The organism is Ruminococcus champanellensis 18P13 = JCM 17042 (assembly GCF_000210095.1).
Classification (GTDB): Bacteria; Bacillota; Clostridia; order Oscillospirales; family Ruminococcaceae; genus Ruminococcus_F; species Ruminococcus_F champanellensis.
Window position 1 is genome coordinate 2,085,527 of record NC_021039.1, and the last position, 17,950, is coordinate 2,103,476.

The 17,950-nt window shown below is 50.8% G+C and carries 18 protein-coding genes; 15 read left to right on the plus strand and 3 right to left on the minus strand.

What is annotated here, in order from left to right; genetic code table 11:
* The first annotated feature begins 11 nt into the window (after positions 1-11).
* Genes RUM_RS09595 through ligA form a run of 3 tightly spaced genes read left to right on the plus strand, consistent with a single transcriptional unit; the run spans position 12 to position 3,434 of the window.
* A complete protein-coding gene (locus RUM_RS09595; protein ID WP_015558918.1) occupies positions 12-761 on the plus strand; it encodes a hypothetical protein in 750 nt (249 codons plus the stop codon).
* Between the two features lie 49 nt (positions 762-810).
* The gene (gene yunB / locus RUM_RS09600) at positions 811-1,440 is read left to right on the plus strand and encodes a sporulation protein YunB (RefSeq protein ID WP_015558919.1); all 630 of its coding nucleotides are present in this window, start codon (positions 811-813) and stop codon (positions 1,438-1,440) included.
* 11 nt (positions 1,441-1,451) lie between these two features.
* Positions 1,452-3,434, plus strand: coding sequence for an NAD-dependent DNA ligase LigA (gene ligA, locus RUM_RS09605; protein WP_015558920.1), 1,983 nt, complete (start codon positions 1,452-1,454; stop codon positions 3,432-3,434).
* Positions 3,435-3,469: 35 nt separating this feature from the next.
* Here ligA and RUM_RS09610 read toward each other — a convergent pair whose 3' ends face one another.
* From RUM_RS09610 to RUM_RS09620, 3 genes are read right to left on the minus strand one after another with little or no spacing between them, the layout of a single operon-like run.
* Positions 3,470-3,916: a hypothetical protein gene (locus RUM_RS09610; RefSeq protein ID WP_041326396.1), complete on the minus strand. Its 447-nt coding sequence runs from the start codon at positions 3,914-3,916 to the stop codon at positions 3,470-3,472.
* Between the two features lie 9 nt (positions 3,917-3,925).
* A complete protein-coding gene (locus RUM_RS09615) occupies positions 3,926-4,921 on the minus strand; it encodes a tyrosine-type recombinase/integrase (protein ID WP_015558921.1) in 996 nt (331 codons plus the stop codon).
* A gap of 2 nt (positions 4,922-4,923) precedes the next feature.
* Positions 4,924-5,922, minus strand: a complete 999-nt coding sequence (locus tag RUM_RS09620) for a M15 family metallopeptidase (RefSeq protein WP_015558922.1) — start codon at positions 5,920-5,922, stop codon at positions 4,924-4,926.
* Between the two features lie 150 nt (positions 5,923-6,072).
* On the opposite strand from RUM_RS09620, the gene RUM_RS09625 reads away from it, so the two are divergent.
* The 12 genes from RUM_RS09625 to RUM_RS09680 all read left to right on the plus strand — a co-directional run.
* Complete coding sequence (locus RUM_RS09625) at positions 6,073-7,494, plus strand: Sapep family Mn(2+)-dependent dipeptidase (RefSeq protein ID WP_015558923.1); 1,422 nt, start codon at positions 6,073-6,075, stop codon at positions 7,492-7,494.
* Entirely contained in the window at positions 7,491-8,087 is a 597-nt protein-coding gene (locus tag RUM_RS09630) for a flavodoxin family protein (RefSeq protein ID WP_015558924.1), read from the plus strand. Before RUM_RS09625 ends, RUM_RS09630 begins: the two co-directional genes overlap by 4 nt.
* A gap of 29 nt (positions 8,088-8,116) precedes the next feature.
* The gene (locus tag RUM_RS09635; protein ID WP_015558925.1) at positions 8,117-8,458 is read left to right on the plus strand and encodes a phenylpyruvate tautomerase MIF-related protein; all 342 of its coding nucleotides are present in this window, start codon (positions 8,117-8,119) and stop codon (positions 8,456-8,458) included.
* Positions 8,459-8,488: 30 nt separating this feature from the next.
* Positions 8,489-10,837, plus strand: coding sequence for an ABC transporter ATP-binding protein/permease (locus RUM_RS09640; RefSeq protein ID WP_041326397.1), 2,349 nt, complete (start codon positions 8,489-8,491; stop codon positions 10,835-10,837).
* 191 nt (positions 10,838-11,028) lie between these two features.
* Entirely contained in the window at positions 11,029-11,397 is a 369-nt protein-coding gene (locus RUM_RS09645; protein WP_242821764.1) for an ABC-2 family transporter protein, read from the plus strand.
* Between the two features lie 13 nt (positions 11,398-11,410).
* Positions 11,411-12,070: a DUF2461 domain-containing protein gene (locus tag RUM_RS09650; RefSeq protein WP_015558927.1), complete on the plus strand. Its 660-nt coding sequence runs from the start codon at positions 11,411-11,413 to the stop codon at positions 12,068-12,070.
* 115 nt (positions 12,071-12,185) lie between these two features.
* Positions 12,186-13,187 carry a DUF6709 family protein gene (locus tag RUM_RS09655; RefSeq protein WP_015558928.1) on the plus strand — a complete coding sequence of 334 codons (1,002 nt, stop codon included), beginning with the start codon at positions 12,186-12,188 and terminating at the stop codon, positions 13,185-13,187.
* A 633-nt stretch (positions 13,188-13,820) separates the two neighbouring features.
* Positions 13,821-14,075: a helix-turn-helix domain-containing protein gene (locus tag RUM_RS09660; protein WP_015558929.1), complete on the plus strand. Its 255-nt coding sequence runs from the start codon at positions 13,821-13,823 to the stop codon at positions 14,073-14,075.
* 24 nt (positions 14,076-14,099) lie between these two features.
* Positions 14,100-15,101: a DUF6017 domain-containing protein gene (locus RUM_RS09665; RefSeq protein ID WP_015558930.1), complete on the plus strand. Its 1,002-nt coding sequence runs from the start codon at positions 14,100-14,102 to the stop codon at positions 15,099-15,101.
* 101 nt (positions 15,102-15,202) lie between these two features.
* Positions 15,203-15,481 carry a hypothetical protein gene (locus RUM_RS09670; protein WP_015558931.1) on the plus strand — a complete coding sequence of 93 codons (279 nt, stop codon included), beginning with the start codon at positions 15,203-15,205 and terminating at the stop codon, positions 15,479-15,481.
* On the plus strand, positions 15,481-15,957 hold the full coding sequence (locus RUM_RS09675) for a PcfB family protein (RefSeq protein WP_015558932.1): 477 nt from the start codon (positions 15,481-15,483) through the stop codon (positions 15,955-15,957). Before RUM_RS09670 ends, RUM_RS09675 begins: the two co-directional genes overlap by 1 nt.
* Positions 15,958-16,066: 109 nt before the next feature.
* Positions 16,067-17,950, plus strand: a 1,884-nt coding sequence (locus RUM_RS09680) for a VirD4-like conjugal transfer protein, CD1115 family (protein ID WP_041326772.1), incomplete at its 3' end; no start/stop codon positions are given.

The window sequence follows — 17,950 nt, forward strand, 5'->3', positions numbered from 1 at the left end:
GGAGGAAGGTTATGAGCGAATGTTTGCATTCGGACTGCCCCCAGGACGCTGTCCCGGTAAAGGTTAACCGTGTGTTTGACAGTTGCAGCGATAAGGACTGTCTCACCGGCGTGGTAGTCAGACTGGAGGGCTGTGAGCTGCCGCCCCATTGTGCATTTGTAAAGACCAAGTGTGTATCCATCCGGGATGTGTGCATTTCCGTGGAGCCGGTTCCGTTCAATCGGGGATTCTACTCCATTGATCTGACCTATACATTTGACGTGGATCTGCTGGTCAGCGACCGGGCATGCGAACCGGGCATGCCTCTGCGGGGCACCGCCACCGCAACCAAAACCTGCATACTCTACGGCAGTGAATCTGCTACCAAGACCTTTACCAGTTCCGGGGAATCCACCGGACATACCAATTCCTGCTGCAACATCGTGAATCTGCCTGTGGCATCCGTCCAGGTGGTAGATCCGGTGGTGCTGGAGGCAAAGATCGGCAGGGGACACTGCAAGTGTGCATCCGGGGAAACGGATATGCCCAACCGTGCGGTGATCCTCACACTGGGTCTGTTCTCTATCGTGGAGCTGTCCCGACCGGTGACTGTACTGATTCCCACCTATCCCTATACCGTACCGGCAAAGGCATGCTGTGCCAACAACGACAGCCCCTGCGAGGTATTCAGCCGGCTTCAGTTCCCGACAGAGGAGTTTTCTCCCATTCCCCTTGAAGCATCCGGGAACCAGGAAGGCTGTGGCTGCGGCTGTGACGAGTAATGAAAACAGGGCGGCTGTCAGTCGCCCGTTTTCCGGTTAAGGAGTTGCTATGCGGTATCGCCGAACCCGTCGTCCTCGAAAACGGATCCTGGTGGGTGTGCTTTTGCTTTGCGGGTTGATCCTGTGGATTTTATGGCTGGGAATCCGGATTCGGGAGCCCTTTTCTGCCGCTTGCACCCATGTGATCCGGCAGGATGCCACCCGGATCCTGGTGGAAAGCACGGAACACGCCCTACAGCAGACCAGGGAGGAGCAAGGAGAGTTTGCAGCCATTGTGAAAAACGAATCCGGCGAGATCGTCTCCGTGGAGCTGCTGTCCGGAGCGGTAAGCAGATTTCAGAATCAGGTGACCGGCAGGGTGAATGAGGCGCTGAACCAATATGCATCCAGCCGGGTTTCGGTTCCTCTCGGATCGGCAAGCGGCATGACGCTGCTTGCCGGCAGGGGACCCAATGTACAGGTGCAGGTGCGGCCGGCTGGCAGCGTACAGACGGAGCTTCTGACCCAATTCACCCAGGCTGGCATCAACCAGACCTGTCACCAGATCCTGCTGCGGCTGACGCTGACGCTGGATGTGGCAGCGCCCTTGCAATGTCAGCCGGTGACGGTTACATATACCTGCCTGTTGTCGGAAACAATTATCGTAGGAAAAACGCCCGATGGTATCTGGGCACTGTAAAGGAGAAAGCAATGGACTTTGAACAAGCAAAGCTGCGGCTAGCCCAGCTGACCAAGGAGATTGAACAGCATAATTATGCCTACTATGTGCTGGATGCCCCCACCATTGAGGACTGTGACTATGATGCACTGATGCGGGAGCTGAAGGCCATTGAAACAGAGTATCCCCAGTTGCTCAGTCCCCATTCCCCCTCCCAGCGGGTAGGCGGCATGGCACTCAGCGATTTTCAGAAGGTGACCCATACGGTTCAGATGGGCAGTTTGCGGGATGTATTCTCCTTTGAGGAGGTTGCGGCTTTTGTGGCAGAGTGTCAGCAGAAGCTGGATGCCCCCCGGTTTACGGTAGAGCCGAAAATCGATGGTTTGTCCGTATCCCTGCTGTATGAAAACGGGGTGCTGACCTGCGGTTCCACCCGGGGGGACGGCTTTGTCGGGGAGGATGTGACCGGAAATATCCGGACAATCCGATCCATCCCCCTGCGGCTGGAGGATGCACCAGCCTTGCTGGAGGTGCGTGGTGAGGTATTCATGCCCCGGGACAGCTTTTTGAAGTTGGTAGAGCAGCAGGAACTTGCGGACGAGCAGCCCTTCAAGAATCCCAGAAATGCGGCAGCCGGATCTCTGCGGCAAAAGCATGCGGAGGTTACAGCAAAACGACGGCTGGACATTTTTGTGTTCAATGTGCAGCAAATGACAGGCGGACTCCACGGTACCCATGCGGAATCTCTGACCTGGATGCGGAAGCTGGGCTTCAAAACGGTGGAGTTCCGGCTTTGTGAAACCTACCAGGAGATCCGGGAACAGATTAGCCGCATCGGAGAGGAACGTGCCAAGCTGCCCTATGATATTGACGGCGTAGTCATCAAGGTCAATGACCTTGCCCAACGGCAGGTGATGGGTGCCACCACCAAGGTGCCCAAATGGGCAGTGGCATACAAATTTCCGCCGGAAGAGAAGGAAACCCGGCTGCAGAAAATTGAGGTGAATGTTGGGAGAACCGGTGCCATTACGCCGGTAGCGGTGTTTGATCCCATCACCCTTGCAGGCACCAGCGTCAGCCGGGCAGTGCTGCACAACCAGCAGTTTATCGCCGATAAGGACATTCGGGTGGGAGATATGATCCGGGTGCGAAAGGCGGGGGAGATCATTCCGGAGGTACTGGCTTCCGTATCCCATCAGCCGGATTCGGTGCCCTATACATTGCCCACCCACTGTCCGGTATGCGGCACGGAGGCTGTCCGGGATCCGGAGGAAAGTGTGCTGCGCTGTCCCAATACGGACTGTCCGGCACAGCTGTTGAAGAATGTGATCCACTTTGCCAGCAAAGGGGCAATGAACATTGACGGCATGGGCCCCGCCATTGCGCAAGCGCTGCTGGACAACGGAAAGATCCGCTCCGTTGCGGATCTGTACACTTTGACCATGGAGGATCTGCTGTCCCTGGATCGCTTTGCAGAGAAATCCGCCCGGAATCTACTGGATGCCATTGAAAAATCCAAGTCGGCTCCCCTGGATCGGGTGATCTTCGGGCTTGGCATCCGGGGCATCGGACAGCGTGCAGCAGTATTGCTTTGCGATCGTTTCCCCAGTGTGGAGCAGATCATGAATGCCTCTGTGGAGCAGCTTGCTGAGATTGACGGCTTTGGAAGCATTATGGCGGAGAGCGTGGTGCAGGCGTTTCGGGAGCCGCACCGGGTGGCATTGGTGCAGCGGCTGCAGGCATGCGGTGTGACCATGCAGTACCAGGCGGCGCAGGCACAGGATCAGCGTTTTGTGGGCATGACCTTTGTGCTGACCGGCACGCTGCCTACCATGAAACGGGATGAAGCGAAAAAACTGATCGAATCCTTTGGTGGCAAAGTATCCGGCAGTGTATCCAAGAAAACCTCGGTGGTGGTTGCCGGAGAGGATGCGGGCAGCAAGCTGATGAAAGCGGAAAGCCTTGGCGTGGAAGTCATTGATGAAGCTGAGCTGCTGCGCCGGACGGGAGCATAAAAGAGCACCCCTGGATGATACATCCAGGGGTGCTTTCAATCTATCATGGGAATAACCAGAACATCCTTTGTGGTGGTTTGCAAAAGCTGCGGAACGGTCTGGGGCGGTGCTGTGGTAACGGTTTCAGAAACAGCAGGCTCCGTGCCGTCCGGTATATCGGTCTCTGCACCTGGCACATCTGTACCGGACACTACCTGGGTTTCTGTGGTGTCTCCGGTTTGCAGCGGAATAGGATTGCCGTTTTCATCTGTTACAAGATTCCCGTTTTCGTCCGTCATCATAGGCTCTGGCATGGTGGTCTGGGGCTGTTGCTCCTCGATCACATCCCAGATGCTTTTTGTAACTGCGGGTATGGTTTCCATCGAATCCGCCTTGGAGGAGGATGCATTCTTCTGATCATTGAGCCGGCTCAGCGTGATCCCCAGGATCCCCAGCAGCAGAACCAGAAAAATTGCAATGGCAGCATAAACTATATTTTTCAAATCGTACTCCTATTCCTTGGGCGGTTTGCCCTTGTATGGATTCTTCACGTTAGCAAGGGGATTGTGTTCAATGGCGTCCTGCCGCTGTTCATCGGACAGGTGGGTGTAGATCTCGGTGGTGACGATGCTCTTATGTCCCAGGATCTCCTTTAGGGTCAGCGTATCCACATTTCCGTGCTGGTACATCAAAGTGGCTGCCGTATGCCGCAGCTTATGCGTGGACAGCCCTTTCCCTCCAAGATCCGCATTTTTCAGCACGCTTTCTACGATCTGCTGTACACGGCGGCGACTGATGCGCCGGTTGTTCCGACTCAAAAACAGAGCGTTTGGCTCGGTGGGAGGATTCTTCCGGGTTTGCAGATATTCAGTGATCGCCGACAGGCAGGCGTCATTCAGATAGATCATTCGTTCCTTATTGCCCTTGCCCAGTATCCGAAGCCGACGTTCGTACATATCCACGTCCTGCACGTTGATTCCCACCAGTTCACTGAGCCGGATGCCGCAGTTGAGAAACAGCACCAGTATGCAGTAATCCCTCTGTGGGTGATCGGATTCCACGGAGGACAGCATCCGCAGGCTTTCCTCCAGGGACAGGAACTTGGGCAGACTGTGTTTGACGCCGGGCAGCTCCAGATGCTCCGCCGGGTTCTTCTCCAGCAAGGTCATGTTATAGGTCAGGTAGGAGAAAAAGCCCTTGACTGCGGAGGTTTTGCGGCTTCTGGCACGATCCCGGTTTTGCCGGTCATCCTGTAAGTAGTACTCAAACTGGTAAATATCCTGCAATGTGACCTGCCGCAGCAGGGTGATGTCCACATCCCGGATGTCCATGTCTTCCACAGCCGGTTGGTTGTGCTCGGTTTTCATAAATTTGATATACTTGAGGAACAAACGAAGATCCAGGTTATACTCCGCCACCGTCCGGGGTGAACGTCCCTTGACGATGCTTAGAAAAATCAGATAATCGTTCAGGATCTCCGGATTGTCCGGAGATTTGGCTTGTTGCATGCTTAACTCATCTCCACTGTAACGATAAACCCGTCCATGTTATTGCCGGAAATGCTGTATTCCTTATCAGTGGGAACAGAAACATCCGTACTGCCGGATTTTGCTGCGGGTACATAGTAAATGCGGTAGCTTTTCCCGCCTGTTTCATAATCCAGAGGCTGCTGAAGGGTATAGCTCTTGAGCTGTTCCAGATATTCCTCCAGGCACAGACTGTTTTCCGTCATGTATGCCGCATGGGGAACGCCCACATAGCGGAATTTATAGGTACTGCCCTTTGTGCCGGTCACAGAGTCTTTATCCTCCGGATAGCGCAGGATAAACCCATATGCAGGCATGTTATCAGAGATCCACTTGTAATCCCCCTCCGGCTTATAGTAATAGGAACTCTTGCCCTTGGGGAAAATGCCCAGATTAAAATTCAGTCCTGTGTGGTATTCCGTATAGCCGGCGGCAACATCGCTGCTCTTGGATTTATTCATGCTTTCCTGGGCTGCCTTGCTGCGGTAACCGGAGATCACCATAATATCCACGTTGTGTGTGCTGTTGTAGTAACCCTCCATCAGCGCATTGAACTGCTCGATTACCCGCTTGTCCAAAAGCGTATCCCAGTCCTTAGCCTGGTAGGTGGACAGCTTATTCTGGTAGATGGATACCAGGTTGTCCTCATTATCCGGGAAGTGGTATTCATGATCCTTGTTGACCACAACCAGATCACCGGTATAAACCGCTTCTGCATCCATCGCCGCAGTCTTATATCCAGTCGGATCCACCGATGCTGTGGAATCCGTTCCGGAAGGATCGGTGCTGCCCGGGGTGCCGGAAGCCGGATCTGTGGAGACAACGGAGTTGTCTTTGCCGGAGCTGCTGTCTCCGGTAGAATTGTCACCGCCGCAGGAAGTGATACAGGAAACCAGCAGTACGATCAGAATGATAAAAATCACAGCAACAGCAATGATCCGGTCGTATCGGACAACGGTTTTTCTCTTATTTGTCTGTGCCATAGTAACAGTCCTTTCCGTGCATAATATTCTTATTTATCATAACATATTCTGCGGGAAAAGTAAACAGTTTTTTGTGTGAATTCCGACATTGCGGAATCAGGGCTTCTGTGGTATACTGGAAATGTAATGTTCAGAAAGGGGAGAACAGATATGGAAGAATCCGTTGCACTGCGATCCTATTTTCAAGCGCATAAGCAGGAAATGATCGATACCCTGGCGGCCTGGGTGGCTGTCCCCAGCGTCCGTGGAGATGCCAAACCCGGCATGCCGTATGGAGCAGAACCGGCCCGGATGCTTAAGCTCGCCCTGGAGCAATGTGCCGCCCTGGGATTTCAAACAGAATCTGTGGCGAACTGTATGGGCAGTGTGGAGCTAAATGATCTGCCTGCCGCACTGGCTGTACTGTGTCATCTGGATGTGGTACCGGCAGGGGAGGGCTGGAGTCAGGATCCCTTTGTGCTGATCTATCGGCAGGATACGGATCGGCTCTATGGCAGAGGAGCCATTGATAACAAGGGTCCTGCGGTTGCTGCTTTGTATGCTATGCGTGCCATCCGGGAGCTGCACATTCCGATGAAGCATGGAGTACGGCTGCTTTTGGGGACGGATGAAGAAAACGGCTCCTCCGATCTGACTGCCTATTTGCAGCAGCGCACCATGCCGCCCATGGTGTTTACGCCGGACGGAGACTATCCGGTCATCAACATTGAAAAGGGCATGCTCCGGCTGACCCTGACCGCAGACATGAAGCCGGTAGAATCCGGCTGCCGGGTCGAAGCTATGGAGGGCGGTACTGTGGTAAACGGAGTACCTGCCTGTGCAAGTGCCAGGATCCGGGATTGCAGCAGACAACAGCTGGAGTCCTTGTGCAAACAGCTGCCGGAGGGGATCCGGGCTGACCTGTCCGAAACGGATGGTTGTTGCTGTGTGACCCTACAGGGACTCAGCGCACACGCCTCCAAGCCGGAGTTGGGAAAGAATGCCCTGACCGCTTTGCTGGATCTGCTGGTGCAGCTGCCCCTGCCGGATGAACAGCATGCCCTGCTGAATGTCCTCCACGCAGCGTACCCATATGGAGACACGGATGGTACGGCTCTGGGCATCGGCTGCCGGGATGAAAAATCCGGTGCACTGACCCATGTATTAAGTCTGCTGACCTATCAGAAGGGCAGGCTGACTGCCTGGGTGGATCTGCGATATCCCCTTTGCGGAGATGGGGAAGCCATCATTGCCAGGATCACAGAGGTACTGCAGTCCGGCGGTATTTCCACACAGTTGCAGATGCACCACAAGCCCCATGAAACGCCGGAGAGCAGTCCTTTTGTACGGACTTTGCTGGATGTGTATGCCCAAAGCACCGGGCAGCAGGCACATGCACTTGCCATCGGAGGCGGTACTTATGTACACGACATTCCCGGCGGTGTGGCATTCGGCGCAGAATTTCCCGGAGAGGAAAATCAGATGCACGGGGGCGATGAGTCCATCCGGGTTGAGAGCTTTCTGAAAATTGCAGAATTGACCGCCCTTGCCATGATCCGGCTTTGCGGCGATGCCTCGGAGGAAATGCTATGAGCAGGATCGTAATTCTTACCGGCAGTATGCGACGGGGTGGGAATACGGACCTGCTGGCGGAGGCATTTGCCCGAGGTGCCAGCCTGCACAACCAGGTGGAAATCCTCTCCGTTGCAGATTATCCGGTACACCCCTGCCTGGGATGTAATGCCTGCATGCAGCGGCAAGGGCATACCTGCGTCCAGCAGGATGCCATGCAGGAAATCTACCCCAAGCTCCGGGATGCGGATGTGCTGGTGCTGGCATCCCCCGTATACTTTTACGGCATCAGTGCTCAGCTGAAAGCCATCATCGACCGGCTCCACACGCCCATGCGAGATTCCTTCCGGATCCGTCGAACGGCTTTGCTGCTGGTGGGTGCAGCCAGCTTGCCGGAGCTGTTTGATGCGATCCTGACAGAATACAATCTTGCATGCCGTTTCTTTCATCTGGAGCATGCTGGACAGGTACTGGTGCGGGGTGTCAAGGAAAAAGGAGATGTCCGGGCAGGGGATGCCTTGCAGCAGGCTTATGACCTGGGTGCATCCATCGCTGAACCTGCACTGAATCTTGCAAAAGCCAGAAGACTGTGTTATACTAATAAAATAAAGTGACGAGGTATCCGTCAGAAAGGAAGATGTATATGCCTTATATCGATCTGAAAACAAATGTGACAGTTTCCGAGGAAAAGAAAACTGCGCTCAAATCTGCTCTGGGGCAGGCAATCACCCTGCTGCCCGGCAAAAGCGAACAGTGGCTCATGGTGGGCATCCAGCCCGATTACAGCTTATGGTTTCAGGGTAGTGATGCACCCGCAGCCATGATCCATGTGGAAGTGCTGGGTGCTCCCAACCCGTCTGCATACGAGAATATGTCGGCGAAGCTATGTGAAATCTGCGCCGCTGAACTGCGCATTCCCCAGAATCGGGTCTATGTTTGCTACAGCGAAACAGCAAACTGGGGCTGGAACGGCTCGAATTTCTAAACCTGACAACCGAAAGGGAGGATATTGACCTTGCTGGAGTTAAAAAACATCAAGAAAACCTATCGGGTGGGGGAAACCGAGACAAAGGCGCTGGATGATATCAGCGTTGCATTCCGGGAGAAGGAGTTTGTAGCTATTTTGGGAACAAGCGGTTCGGGGAAAACCACTTGTCTGAATATCATCGGGGGACTGGATCGCTATGATTCCGGAGAGCTCATCATAAAGGGGAAGAAAACCTCTGATTTTTCCGACCGGGATTGGGACGCATATCGGAACAATTCCATCGGATTTATCTTTCAAAGCTATAATCTGATTCCGCATCTGTCCATCGTGGCAAACGTGGAACTGGGTATGACGCTCAGCGGCGTATCCAAGGCAGAAAAACACAAGCGTGCTTTGGAGGTGCTGGAACAGGTGGGTCTGAAGGATCATCTCCACAAAAAGCCCAACCAGCTTTCCGGCGGACAGATGCAGCGTGTAGCCATCGCCCGAGCGCTTGCCAACGACCCGGAGATCCTGCTGTGTGATGAGCCCACCGGAGCACTGGATACTACAACCAGTATACAGATCATGGATCTGATCCGGGATGTGGCAAAGGATAAGCTGGTCATCATGGTGACCCACAACCCGGAGCTTGCCAGGCAGTATGCGGACCGGATCGTGGAATTTTCCGACGGCAAGATCATCAGCGATACCCATCCCCACCAGGAGCGTCCCAAGGAGGATCAGTTCAAGCTGAAGAAAACCAGCATGTCCTTCTTTACGGCGCTGGGGCTGTCCTTTAACAATATTCGCACCAAAAAAGGAAGAACCTTTCTGACTGCCTTTGCCTCCAGCATCGGCATCATTGGCATTGCTCTGATTCTGAGCCTTTCTACCGGTTTCCAGAAACAGATCGACGAGTATCAAGCCAATGCCCTCAGCGAATTTCCCATTATGATCTCACAGACCGTAACCCAGATCACAGATGAGGACATCAAGGAGATGCAGGGTTCTTTTGATAAAAACAATGAGGCTCTGTTTCCGGATTCCAAAGAGATCTACCTGTATGACCCGGAAAAAAACAAAGCCACCCACCAGAATCACTTTACGCCGGAGTTTGTGAAGTACGTAGAAAGCATTGATCCGGCAAACTGCGGTTCCATTGGTTATTTCCGGATGGTGAACATGAATCTGATCCGTGAGATAGACGGCAAATGCGTGCCTGTATCCTTCAGCTCCGGCATTTCTTCCGGTACGTCTTCCACCAATCTGACCAGCATGAGCTCTGCGGGACTGTCCTCCTATCCCATCAATCTGGACGAAAACAGCCAGAACTTCCTGGAAAAGAACTACAATCTGCTTGCCGGCAGCTATCCGGAAAAGGACACGGATCTGGTGCTGCTGGTGGACAATCAGAACCGACTGGATCAGACCATTCTGGAAAATCTGGGGTTTGATGTCAAGGACGTGGAGAAGCTGTCCTTTGATGAAATCATCGGTACCCAGATGCGGCTGATCTCCAACGATCAGTACTATACCAAAACCGAATACGGTACCTTTGTACCCAGTACGGACTACGATACCATGTACAATGCAGATGACAGTCTGACCCTTACCATTACCGGTATCATCCGGATCGATCCGGACAACGACCTGGCACTGCTTGGCTCCGGCATCATTTACAGCGACAAGCTTTCCAAGCTGGTGATCGATCGGGCACTGGATTCAGAGATTGTCAAGGCACAGAAGGACTCCAGCACCAGTGTGTTCACCATGGAGGAACTGGACGAAACCTCCAGGCAGATGACCATTGTATCCTTGGGCGGTGATGAGACGCCCTATATGCTGATGCTGTACCCCAAGGATTTCGACACCAAGGATGCGATTACCAACTACCTGGATGCATGGAATGCAGGGAAAAGTGACGATGACACCATCATTTACACAGATTTGGCTGCCTCTATTTCCTCTATGACCAAGGGCATCATGAACGCCATCACCATGGTTCTGATCGCCTTTGCAGGTATCTCTCTGGTGGTCAGCTTGATTATGATCTGCATCATTACCTACACCTCCGTGCTGGAGCGTACCAAGGAAATCGGCGTACTCCGTGCACTGGGTGCCCGGAAAAAGGACATCACCCGGGTATTTGATGCGGAAACCTGCATCCTGGGCGTGTTCTCCGGTACCCTGGGCGTGCTGATCGCATGGCTGGGCACCTTCCCAATCAATTCGATTATTGAGAATATGACGGATCTGAAAAATGTTGCAACCCTTCAGATCGGGCATGCGGTTCTGCTGGTGGCAATCAGCACGATCCTAACCATGCTGGGCGGTCACATTCCGGCAAAGATGGCATCCCGGAAGGATGCTGTGGTAGCACTGCGCTCAGAATAACAAATAGGAAAACACAGAAAGCCGCTTTTGATTAGGGTATCAAAGGCGGCTTTTCGCATTCTCTGAAAATTATCTAATCCGACAAAAATTGCCCGATATACAACAAATACTATATATCTTATTGCATCCATGCCGAATCTGTGCTACAATGAAAGCAGCACATAGCGAAAGGGGACGGAGCCATGGACAGCATGCCCTTGAGGGAAGCACTCACCATGCTGGGTATCCAGTTGTTCTGGGCGCTGGTGATGCTTTTGGTCAGCGACCTGTTCTGGCACAGATCCATGCGTGTACAGTCCGGCTACGTTATGGTCATGGCAAGCAAATTCAAGGACTACGCCAAGTATCCGGCAACCATCTTCAACCGGGTGTTCCGGTTCATCTTCACCTTCATCATCCCCATCACCTTCATTGCCTATTATCCCAGTCTCGTGATCCTGCGGCCGGATGCAGTGCCCCTGCTGTCCTGGCTGTCCCCGTTGATCGGCTGCATGTTTTTCTACATCAGCTATCTGGTTTGGATGCGGGGCGCCACCCGTTACAATGGAACTGGTTCGTAAAGGAGTGTATCATATGGCATTTTCCGAAAAGTCACTTGCATTTTTATTTGAAAACCGCATGCACGACAGCCGGGCATGGTACCAGGAACACAAAACCCAGTATCAGCAATACGTTGCCCAGCCCTGCAAAGCTCTGATCCAACAGGTACAGCCCTATCTGGCACAGATTGATCCCCAAATCAGCTGTACGCCCCGGTGCATGTCCCGGATCTATCGGGATACCCGATTTTCCAAGGATAAAAGCCTGTTTCGCACCAGCTTCTGGTGTACCTTCAGCCGACCCCGGGATGGGGGAGAATACCCGGCTTTTTACTTTGAAGCCGGACAGGAGGGGTTTTCCTACGGCTGCGGCTTTTATCACGCAAGCACAGTGCAAATGCAGCTGCTGCGGCAAATGATCCAGGAACAGTCTCCCTCCTATCTGGCTGCACGGCAGGCGATGGACTCCCAGCAGACTTTTTCTCTGTATGGGGAATTGTACAAACGAAATCACTTTCCGGATGCGCCTTCGGAGCAGCAGGATTGGCTGAATCGACGGAATATGGGGGCAAGCTGTCAGAGTACGGATTTCCCCCTGCTGTTCAGTGATGCGCTGCCCCAGGTGCTTGGGGAGGGATATGTGCAATTGACGCCCTTTTACCGCTTTTTGCTGAACGCCGCTGAACAGGCATAACGCAAGCATGCTTAAAAATTTACACAAAAAAGCAGCGAATCATTCCAGCGTTGCTTTTTTCTATGCGCTATGATACAATATCAAAGAGAGATCAGCTTGTATGGGGGTATAAAAGATGGCATATAAATATGTTGATCCAGAAAAATTAGAAAAGCGAAAGCGCAGAAGCACAAAAACCAGTGGGGTGTTTTCGATTCTGATCGGCATACTTTGCCTTGCATTGGGCGTGGTTTTCTTTGTCGCACTCAAGAGCTTTGGCGGTATGCTCTTCTTCCTGTTTTTTACCTTGGTATTCGTTGGGGCTGGGGTTTACTTCTTCAACCAGATCAAACTGGAGGAGAAGCGCCTTCGGGATCTGGATGATCCCAATAGCCGTGCGTATAAAAAGCGCCAGCGAACATTGGAAAAGAAACGGGAAAAGTATGTCAGAAAGGCGGAGCATCACGGCAGCATGAAGCGCACATTGAGCCACCGGCCGGCACTGATCTGGGGCGTTACAACGGTGTTTGTGTGGTCGCTTTCTCTGCTACTGCTTGCCTGGGGCATCATCGTTTTTATCCTGCCTGTATTAGATGTCATGTGCCCGATCGCCTTTGTTGCTTCCTTGTTTGGAAAGAACTACAGAGCTGTACTAGCTGCATATAAAAGAAATGGTCTTGAGAAACGGGAAGCAGAACAGGATTTTGCATCCAGTAAGGTGTATTTGGTTTCTACCAATACCATTGCGGTCAGCTCCCGGTTCCTTACTGTCTCAGCGATTCCTGCCGTACTTCCCATGGATGAGATCGTCTGGGTATATAGCGGCTATGACAATTTACAAAAATACAGCAACGGCGAGTATTCTCACACAGAGCGGGTCTATAGCGTCATTGTGGCGCTTGCAAACAGCGAACAGTACAAGATCCAATGCCCGGAGGAACTGTGTTCTGTGATTATATCCGATGTGACAAAAGTGGGCAATCTGGTCACAGTAGGCTACTCCAGGGAACTGCAAGTCCTTTACAACACGAACCCGGATGCCTTTCGCAGCACTATGAAGTATCCGGGCATTGTGCATCTGGAGCCCATTGGTCCCGAGATGTATAACAGCGAACATATATGGGATGGACTGACATAAGCCTGTTCGCCGACTACTTCGCCATGCTGTTATGAGGCAGGGCGACGAAAAAACGCAAGCCCTCTTTAGAAAGCTTGCGTTTTCTGGTGCCGCTGACCGGACTTGAACCGGTACGGATTTTACTCCGAGGGATTTTAAGTTTGTAAATCGTTGAAGTGCTTTGATCTCTTTTGTGGTCGTTCGTTCCCTTTTTTGCCCGATTTTTCGAGCTTTTTGAGCATCAAAAATTGAAAAACACCGAATTACAGCAGCTTTCAAGAATCATAAAAAACCATGTTTTTTGGTAAACTTTCGGTAGATTTGTGGTAGACAAAAGCCGATAACTTGACTTGGTAGACCTACGGTAGACACACGAAATAAATTTAGTTCCCTGCGAAAAATGCCGATTTTTGTAGAAGAAATTGGCACAAAGGACAGGAAATGTCTCGTGTATTTGCCACACAAGAAAATGATAATCTATTGTTACTAATAAAGCGGATCCGTGCTTTTGACCTCTAAAATTCAATCAAAAAAGCAATCATTCAGCGGACGATGTTCCATATAATTGGAGCGTTGTCCGCTATTTTTATGCCTGAAAATCGAATATCACGTCTGCTGTTTTAGTTATGCGTAATGAAAAATAGGAGGTTTTTTATGTCTGAACGCCAAATCATCACGATCAGCGATGACAAGCTGTCCTGCGAAGCAACAGCTATTCTGCTGAGAATGCTCAATTTTCCCGATACGGACTATCATACCGCAGAGGAGCTTTGTCCGTTCTTTGAGAATGATTCTTTGAAAACTATCAGGAACGCTCTGAACGAACTTTACGATGCAGGCTACCTCCGATGCAGCGGTAAGACCTATATGGTCAATAAGCTCAGGATCACGCAAATGAAGCTCGCTTGAGCTGAAAACAGGAGGTGAATGGATATGTCTGCTAAGAAAACAAAAAAGGTCAAAACAACGCCCTCATCGGTGTGCCGTGTCAATAAAAATGCAAACTATACCGTAATGAGCAACTATCATCTGCGGTCAACAAACCTCAGCCTGAAAGCGATCGGACTTCTGAGTAAAGTTCTTTCCTTGCCGGAGAATTGGGATTACTCTATCTCAGGTCTGACTGCGATCTGCAAAGAGAAAGAAACAGCAATCAAGGCAGCATTGGACGAACTGAAGCATTGGGGGTATCTCAATGTGACTAAGCTGATGCCGAATGAAACGAACAGCGGTCGGATCGAGTATGTCTATGACTTCTATGAGTATTCAGAAAAGGATACGCCTGATGCTGATCGGGACGATGATGATACATATGCCAAAGTAAGCTCAGTAAAAAAAGCACCGCAAGGGGCAGAAAAACAAGGCATAGAAAATCTACCCCTTGAAATTCTACTCATAGAAAAACAAGCGGTAGAAAATCAGGGGCAAATAAATACTAAGAAGATAATAAATAATAATCAAATACGGAGTGATCAAGTATCTATCGATCAATCCCACTCCGACAGCGAAAAAGCTGCTGAAAGACATACAGACGGACAGAGCGACGGATATATCAGCGAAAAAGAGATCTATACCGAGGTAGTGAAAACCAACATCGACTTTCCATACTTTGCAGAGTGGCTCGGTGATGAGGAAGAAGCTGAGGAGATCATTCAGATAATCGTTCGGCGGATATGCTCCAGAAAGAAAACAGAGCGTATCTGCGGACAGGATTTTCCCAGAGAAGTTGTCAAGTCCACTATGCTAAAGGTTGATATAAACGTCCTTGAAAATGCGATTGAGCAGATGAAGCGTGCAGACAATGTGCGAAACTATGAGAGTTATCTTATCAGCACTCTGTTCAACGAAGCCAACGGCAAGCGGTTCAAGGAAAATGCTGAGGGACGGTGGGCTGAGTATGCTGTCAAAAGAGATTTTGGCGTTTATGATGACTGAACGTTCCTGAGAGGGGGTGGTGGCTATGGGTGCGAATAAGAAACCGGACGTAGCTGCTTGAAAGACGGCAAATGAGCTTTTTGGAAAGGAAGGTGAAGATCATGGCTAAGTCTATTCTGACACCGGAGGGCGATCTCATCAACTACGATAACCTGATTGCGGTCAGCGTCGAGGTGCGTTCTGTCGGTGTCGATGATGAGCATACGGAAGATGCTTACTGCATTGTTGGCACTGATGTGACCAACAGGGAGAATCTGCTTTATCACTCGTCCGACTACGATAAGGTGATGAGTGTCCAGGGCGATATTACCCGTTGGCTCCAGAGTGAAGCATTTTCCACTTTTGAGATGCCGACCGCAGACGAAGGTGGTGATGCCTGATGCCTTCGGACTATGAGAACGGTGCGAAGAAAACCATTGATATTTCGATTAAAGCGGAGAAAATGACTGCTAATGTGCTGAAATCGGCATTGCGGGAGTTTATGTCGGGCAAGGCAGAGAAAAAAGGGCGAATGACCTACAAGCAGTTGCAGGCGAAGTCGCCGTCCAAGCTCGACAGCATTGAGGTTTCAGACAGAAATATCGGAGATTTTCTGAAAACCGCACGAAAATATGATGTGGATTTTGCCCTGAAAAGAGATAAAAGCACCACTCCGCCTACCTATCATGTTTTCTTTTCCGCTGCCAAAACAGAGGATTTCAAGAGAGCATTTTCGGAGTATGTCGGTAAGGGACAGGGCATATCGCAGAAGCGTGGTGAGTTCACCCGTGAGCAGATGCAGCAGCAGGCTCAGAAGATCAGGAACAAACCTCGCAAACAGAAACAGAGAGAGAAAACAAGGGAGAACAGACGGTGATCTACAACCACTTCCAGCCTGCACCCGTTCCACGGGCAAGGGGCGATGATATTTTTACGGCAGTCTTTTGTGCCGATACCAACAGAAAGGAAAAGTCTGCAAATTGCAGATCGACACGAGAAAACTCAAAAAGCTGATCATCAAGACTATTCCCTATGTCGCTTTCTCTTATGTGGGAAATCTGATCGGCTTTGCGTACCGAACCGCTGAGGGCAACGGCTTTCAGGAAAAGCTTCTGCCTTTCATGAGTAATCTCGGTGTGGCATTTGCAAGGATCTTTCCAAGTTTACACCCGTTTGATCTTCTTATCGGCTTGGGTTTGGCGGGAGTAATGAGGCTCGTCCTCTACGTCAAGTCGAAAAACAGGAAGAAGTTCCGTCAGGGTGAGGAGTACGGCTCTGCCGTATGGGGTGGTGAAAAGGATATTGAGCCGTATGTGGACTTATCCTGTCCCGAAAACAATGTGATACTCACAAAGACGGAATCTCTGACCATGGGTAAGCCCTCTGCACCGAAATTCGCCCGCAATAAGAACATTCTTGTGATCGGTGGCTCAGGTTCAGGTAAGACACGCTTTTTCGTAAAGCCGAACTTGATGCAGATGCACTCCTCCTATGTAGTGACTGACCCGAAAGGCACGGTGCTTGTGGAGTGCGGAAAGATGCTTGAAAGGGGCCGTCCGAAACGTGTGGACGGAAAAATAGTGTATCAGAAAACACCTGACGGCAAGTACAAAAAGGACGATAAGGGAAAATATATTCCTGTCTATGAACCGTACAAGATCAAAGTATTCAATACCATTGATTTTGCGAAGTCGATGCATTATAACCCGTTCGCATATATCAGCAAGAAGAACCGTGAGAAGGACATTCTGAAATTCGTGGAAGTACTTATCAAGAACACTTCTTCTCAGCAGCCGTCCGGCGATGATTTTTGGGTGAAAGCGGAGAAACTGCTTTATACTGCGTATATTGCCCTGATCTTTGCTATGTACCCCGAAGATGAATGGAACTTTGAAACCTTGATCGACATGATCAACAATTCGGAGTGCCGTGAGGACGATGAGGAGTTCAAAAACAGCATTGACCTTGAATTTGAGATCGTGGAGTGCTGGCTAAACCATACAAAGCACGATGATCCCGATGTCATGGCTGATTACGGTGATGTCTTTGAAGCTGAACCCGATGCCGAACAACGGCGAATGGGTGCATTTGCACTCAAACAATACAAGGCATATAAGTTGGCGGCAGGAAAAACAGCTAAGTCTATCCTTATTAGCTGCAGCACCCGACTTGCACCTTTTGCAATAGATGAGGTCTTGGAGATCACCTCCTACGATGAGCTGCACCTTGACAAGCTCGGTGACGAGCTGAGTGCACTTTTTATCATCATCTCCGATACTGATGCCACATTCAACTTTCTTGTGGCTATCATGTATTCCCAGCTATTCAACCTTTTGTGTACCAAAGCGGACAATTCAAAGGGTGGAAAGCTGACCTATCATGTACGCTGTTTGTTAGATGAGTTTGCGAATATTGGTGAAATTCCGCAGTTTGAGAAGCTCATAGCGACGATCCGAAGCCGTGAAATCAGTGCGTCGATCATCTTGCAAGCTAAGAGCCAGCTAAAGGCTATATATAAAGATAATGCAGATACGATTGAAGGCAACTGTGATACGATGCTGTTTTTGGGCGGCAAGGAGAAGTCCACGCTGAAAGAGATATCCGAAAGTCTCGGTAAAGAAACTATCGACAGTTTCAACACCTCTACCAATCGTGGACAGTCGGAAAGCTACGGAATGAACTATCAAAAGCTCGGAAAAGAGCTGAAATCTCAGGACGAACTGGCGGTCATGGACGGCGGTAAATGTATCTTGCAAGTGCGAGGAGTGCGTCCGTTCTTCTCGGACAAGTTTGATATTACCCGTCATAAGCAGTACCCTATGCTGTTAGATGACAATCCTGAGCAGGAATTTAACATCGAAAACTATGTG

Excerpts from the sequence above, each read along its gene's own strand:
- RUM_RS09645 (WP_242821764.1), top strand. The coding sequence starts at position 11,029 with ATGCCCTTGAGGGAAGCACTCACCATGCTGGGTATCCAGTTGTTCTGG.
- RUM_RS09635 (WP_015558925.1), top strand. The coding sequence starts at position 8,117 with ATGCCTTATATCGATCTGAAAACAAATGTGACAGTTTCCGAGGAAAAG.
- RUM_RS09595 (WP_015558918.1), top strand. The coding sequence starts at position 12 with ATGAGCGAATGTTTGCATTCGGACTGCCCCCAGGACGCTGTCCCGGTA.
- RUM_RS09630 (WP_015558924.1), top strand. The coding sequence starts at position 7,491 with ATGAGCAGGATCGTAATTCTTACCGGCAGTATGCGACGGGGTGGGAAT.
- RUM_RS09660 (WP_015558929.1), top strand. The coding sequence starts at position 13,821 with ATGTCTGAACGCCAAATCATCACGATCAGCGATGACAAGCTGTCCTGC.
- yunB (WP_015558919.1), top strand. The coding sequence starts at position 811 with ATGCGGTATCGCCGAACCCGTCGTCCTCGAAAACGGATCCTGGTGGGT.
- RUM_RS09665 (WP_015558930.1), top strand. The coding sequence starts at position 14,100 with ATGTCTGCTAAGAAAACAAAAAAGGTCAAAACAACGCCCTCATCGGTG.
- ligA (WP_015558920.1), top strand. The coding sequence starts at position 1,452 with ATGGACTTTGAACAAGCAAAGCTGCGGCTAGCCCAGCTGACCAAGGAG.
- RUM_RS09625 (WP_015558923.1), top strand. The coding sequence starts at position 6,073 with ATGGAAGAATCCGTTGCACTGCGATCCTATTTTCAAGCGCATAAGCAG.
- RUM_RS09675 (WP_015558932.1), top strand. The coding sequence starts at position 15,481 with ATGCCTTCGGACTATGAGAACGGTGCGAAGAAAACCATTGATATTTCG.
- RUM_RS09620 (WP_015558922.1), bottom strand. The coding sequence starts at position 5,922 with ATGGCACAGACAAATAAGAGAAAAACCGTTGTCCGATACGACCGGATC.
- RUM_RS09655 (WP_015558928.1), top strand. The coding sequence starts at position 12,186 with ATGGCATATAAATATGTTGATCCAGAAAAATTAGAAAAGCGAAAGCGC.
- RUM_RS09615 (WP_015558921.1), bottom strand. The coding sequence starts at position 4,921 with ATGCAACAAGCCAAATCTCCGGACAATCCGGAGATCCTGAACGATTAT.
- RUM_RS09670 (WP_015558931.1), top strand. The coding sequence starts at position 15,203 with ATGGCTAAGTCTATTCTGACACCGGAGGGCGATCTCATCAACTACGAT.
- RUM_RS09650 (WP_015558927.1), top strand. The coding sequence starts at position 11,411 with ATGGCATTTTCCGAAAAGTCACTTGCATTTTTATTTGAAAACCGCATG.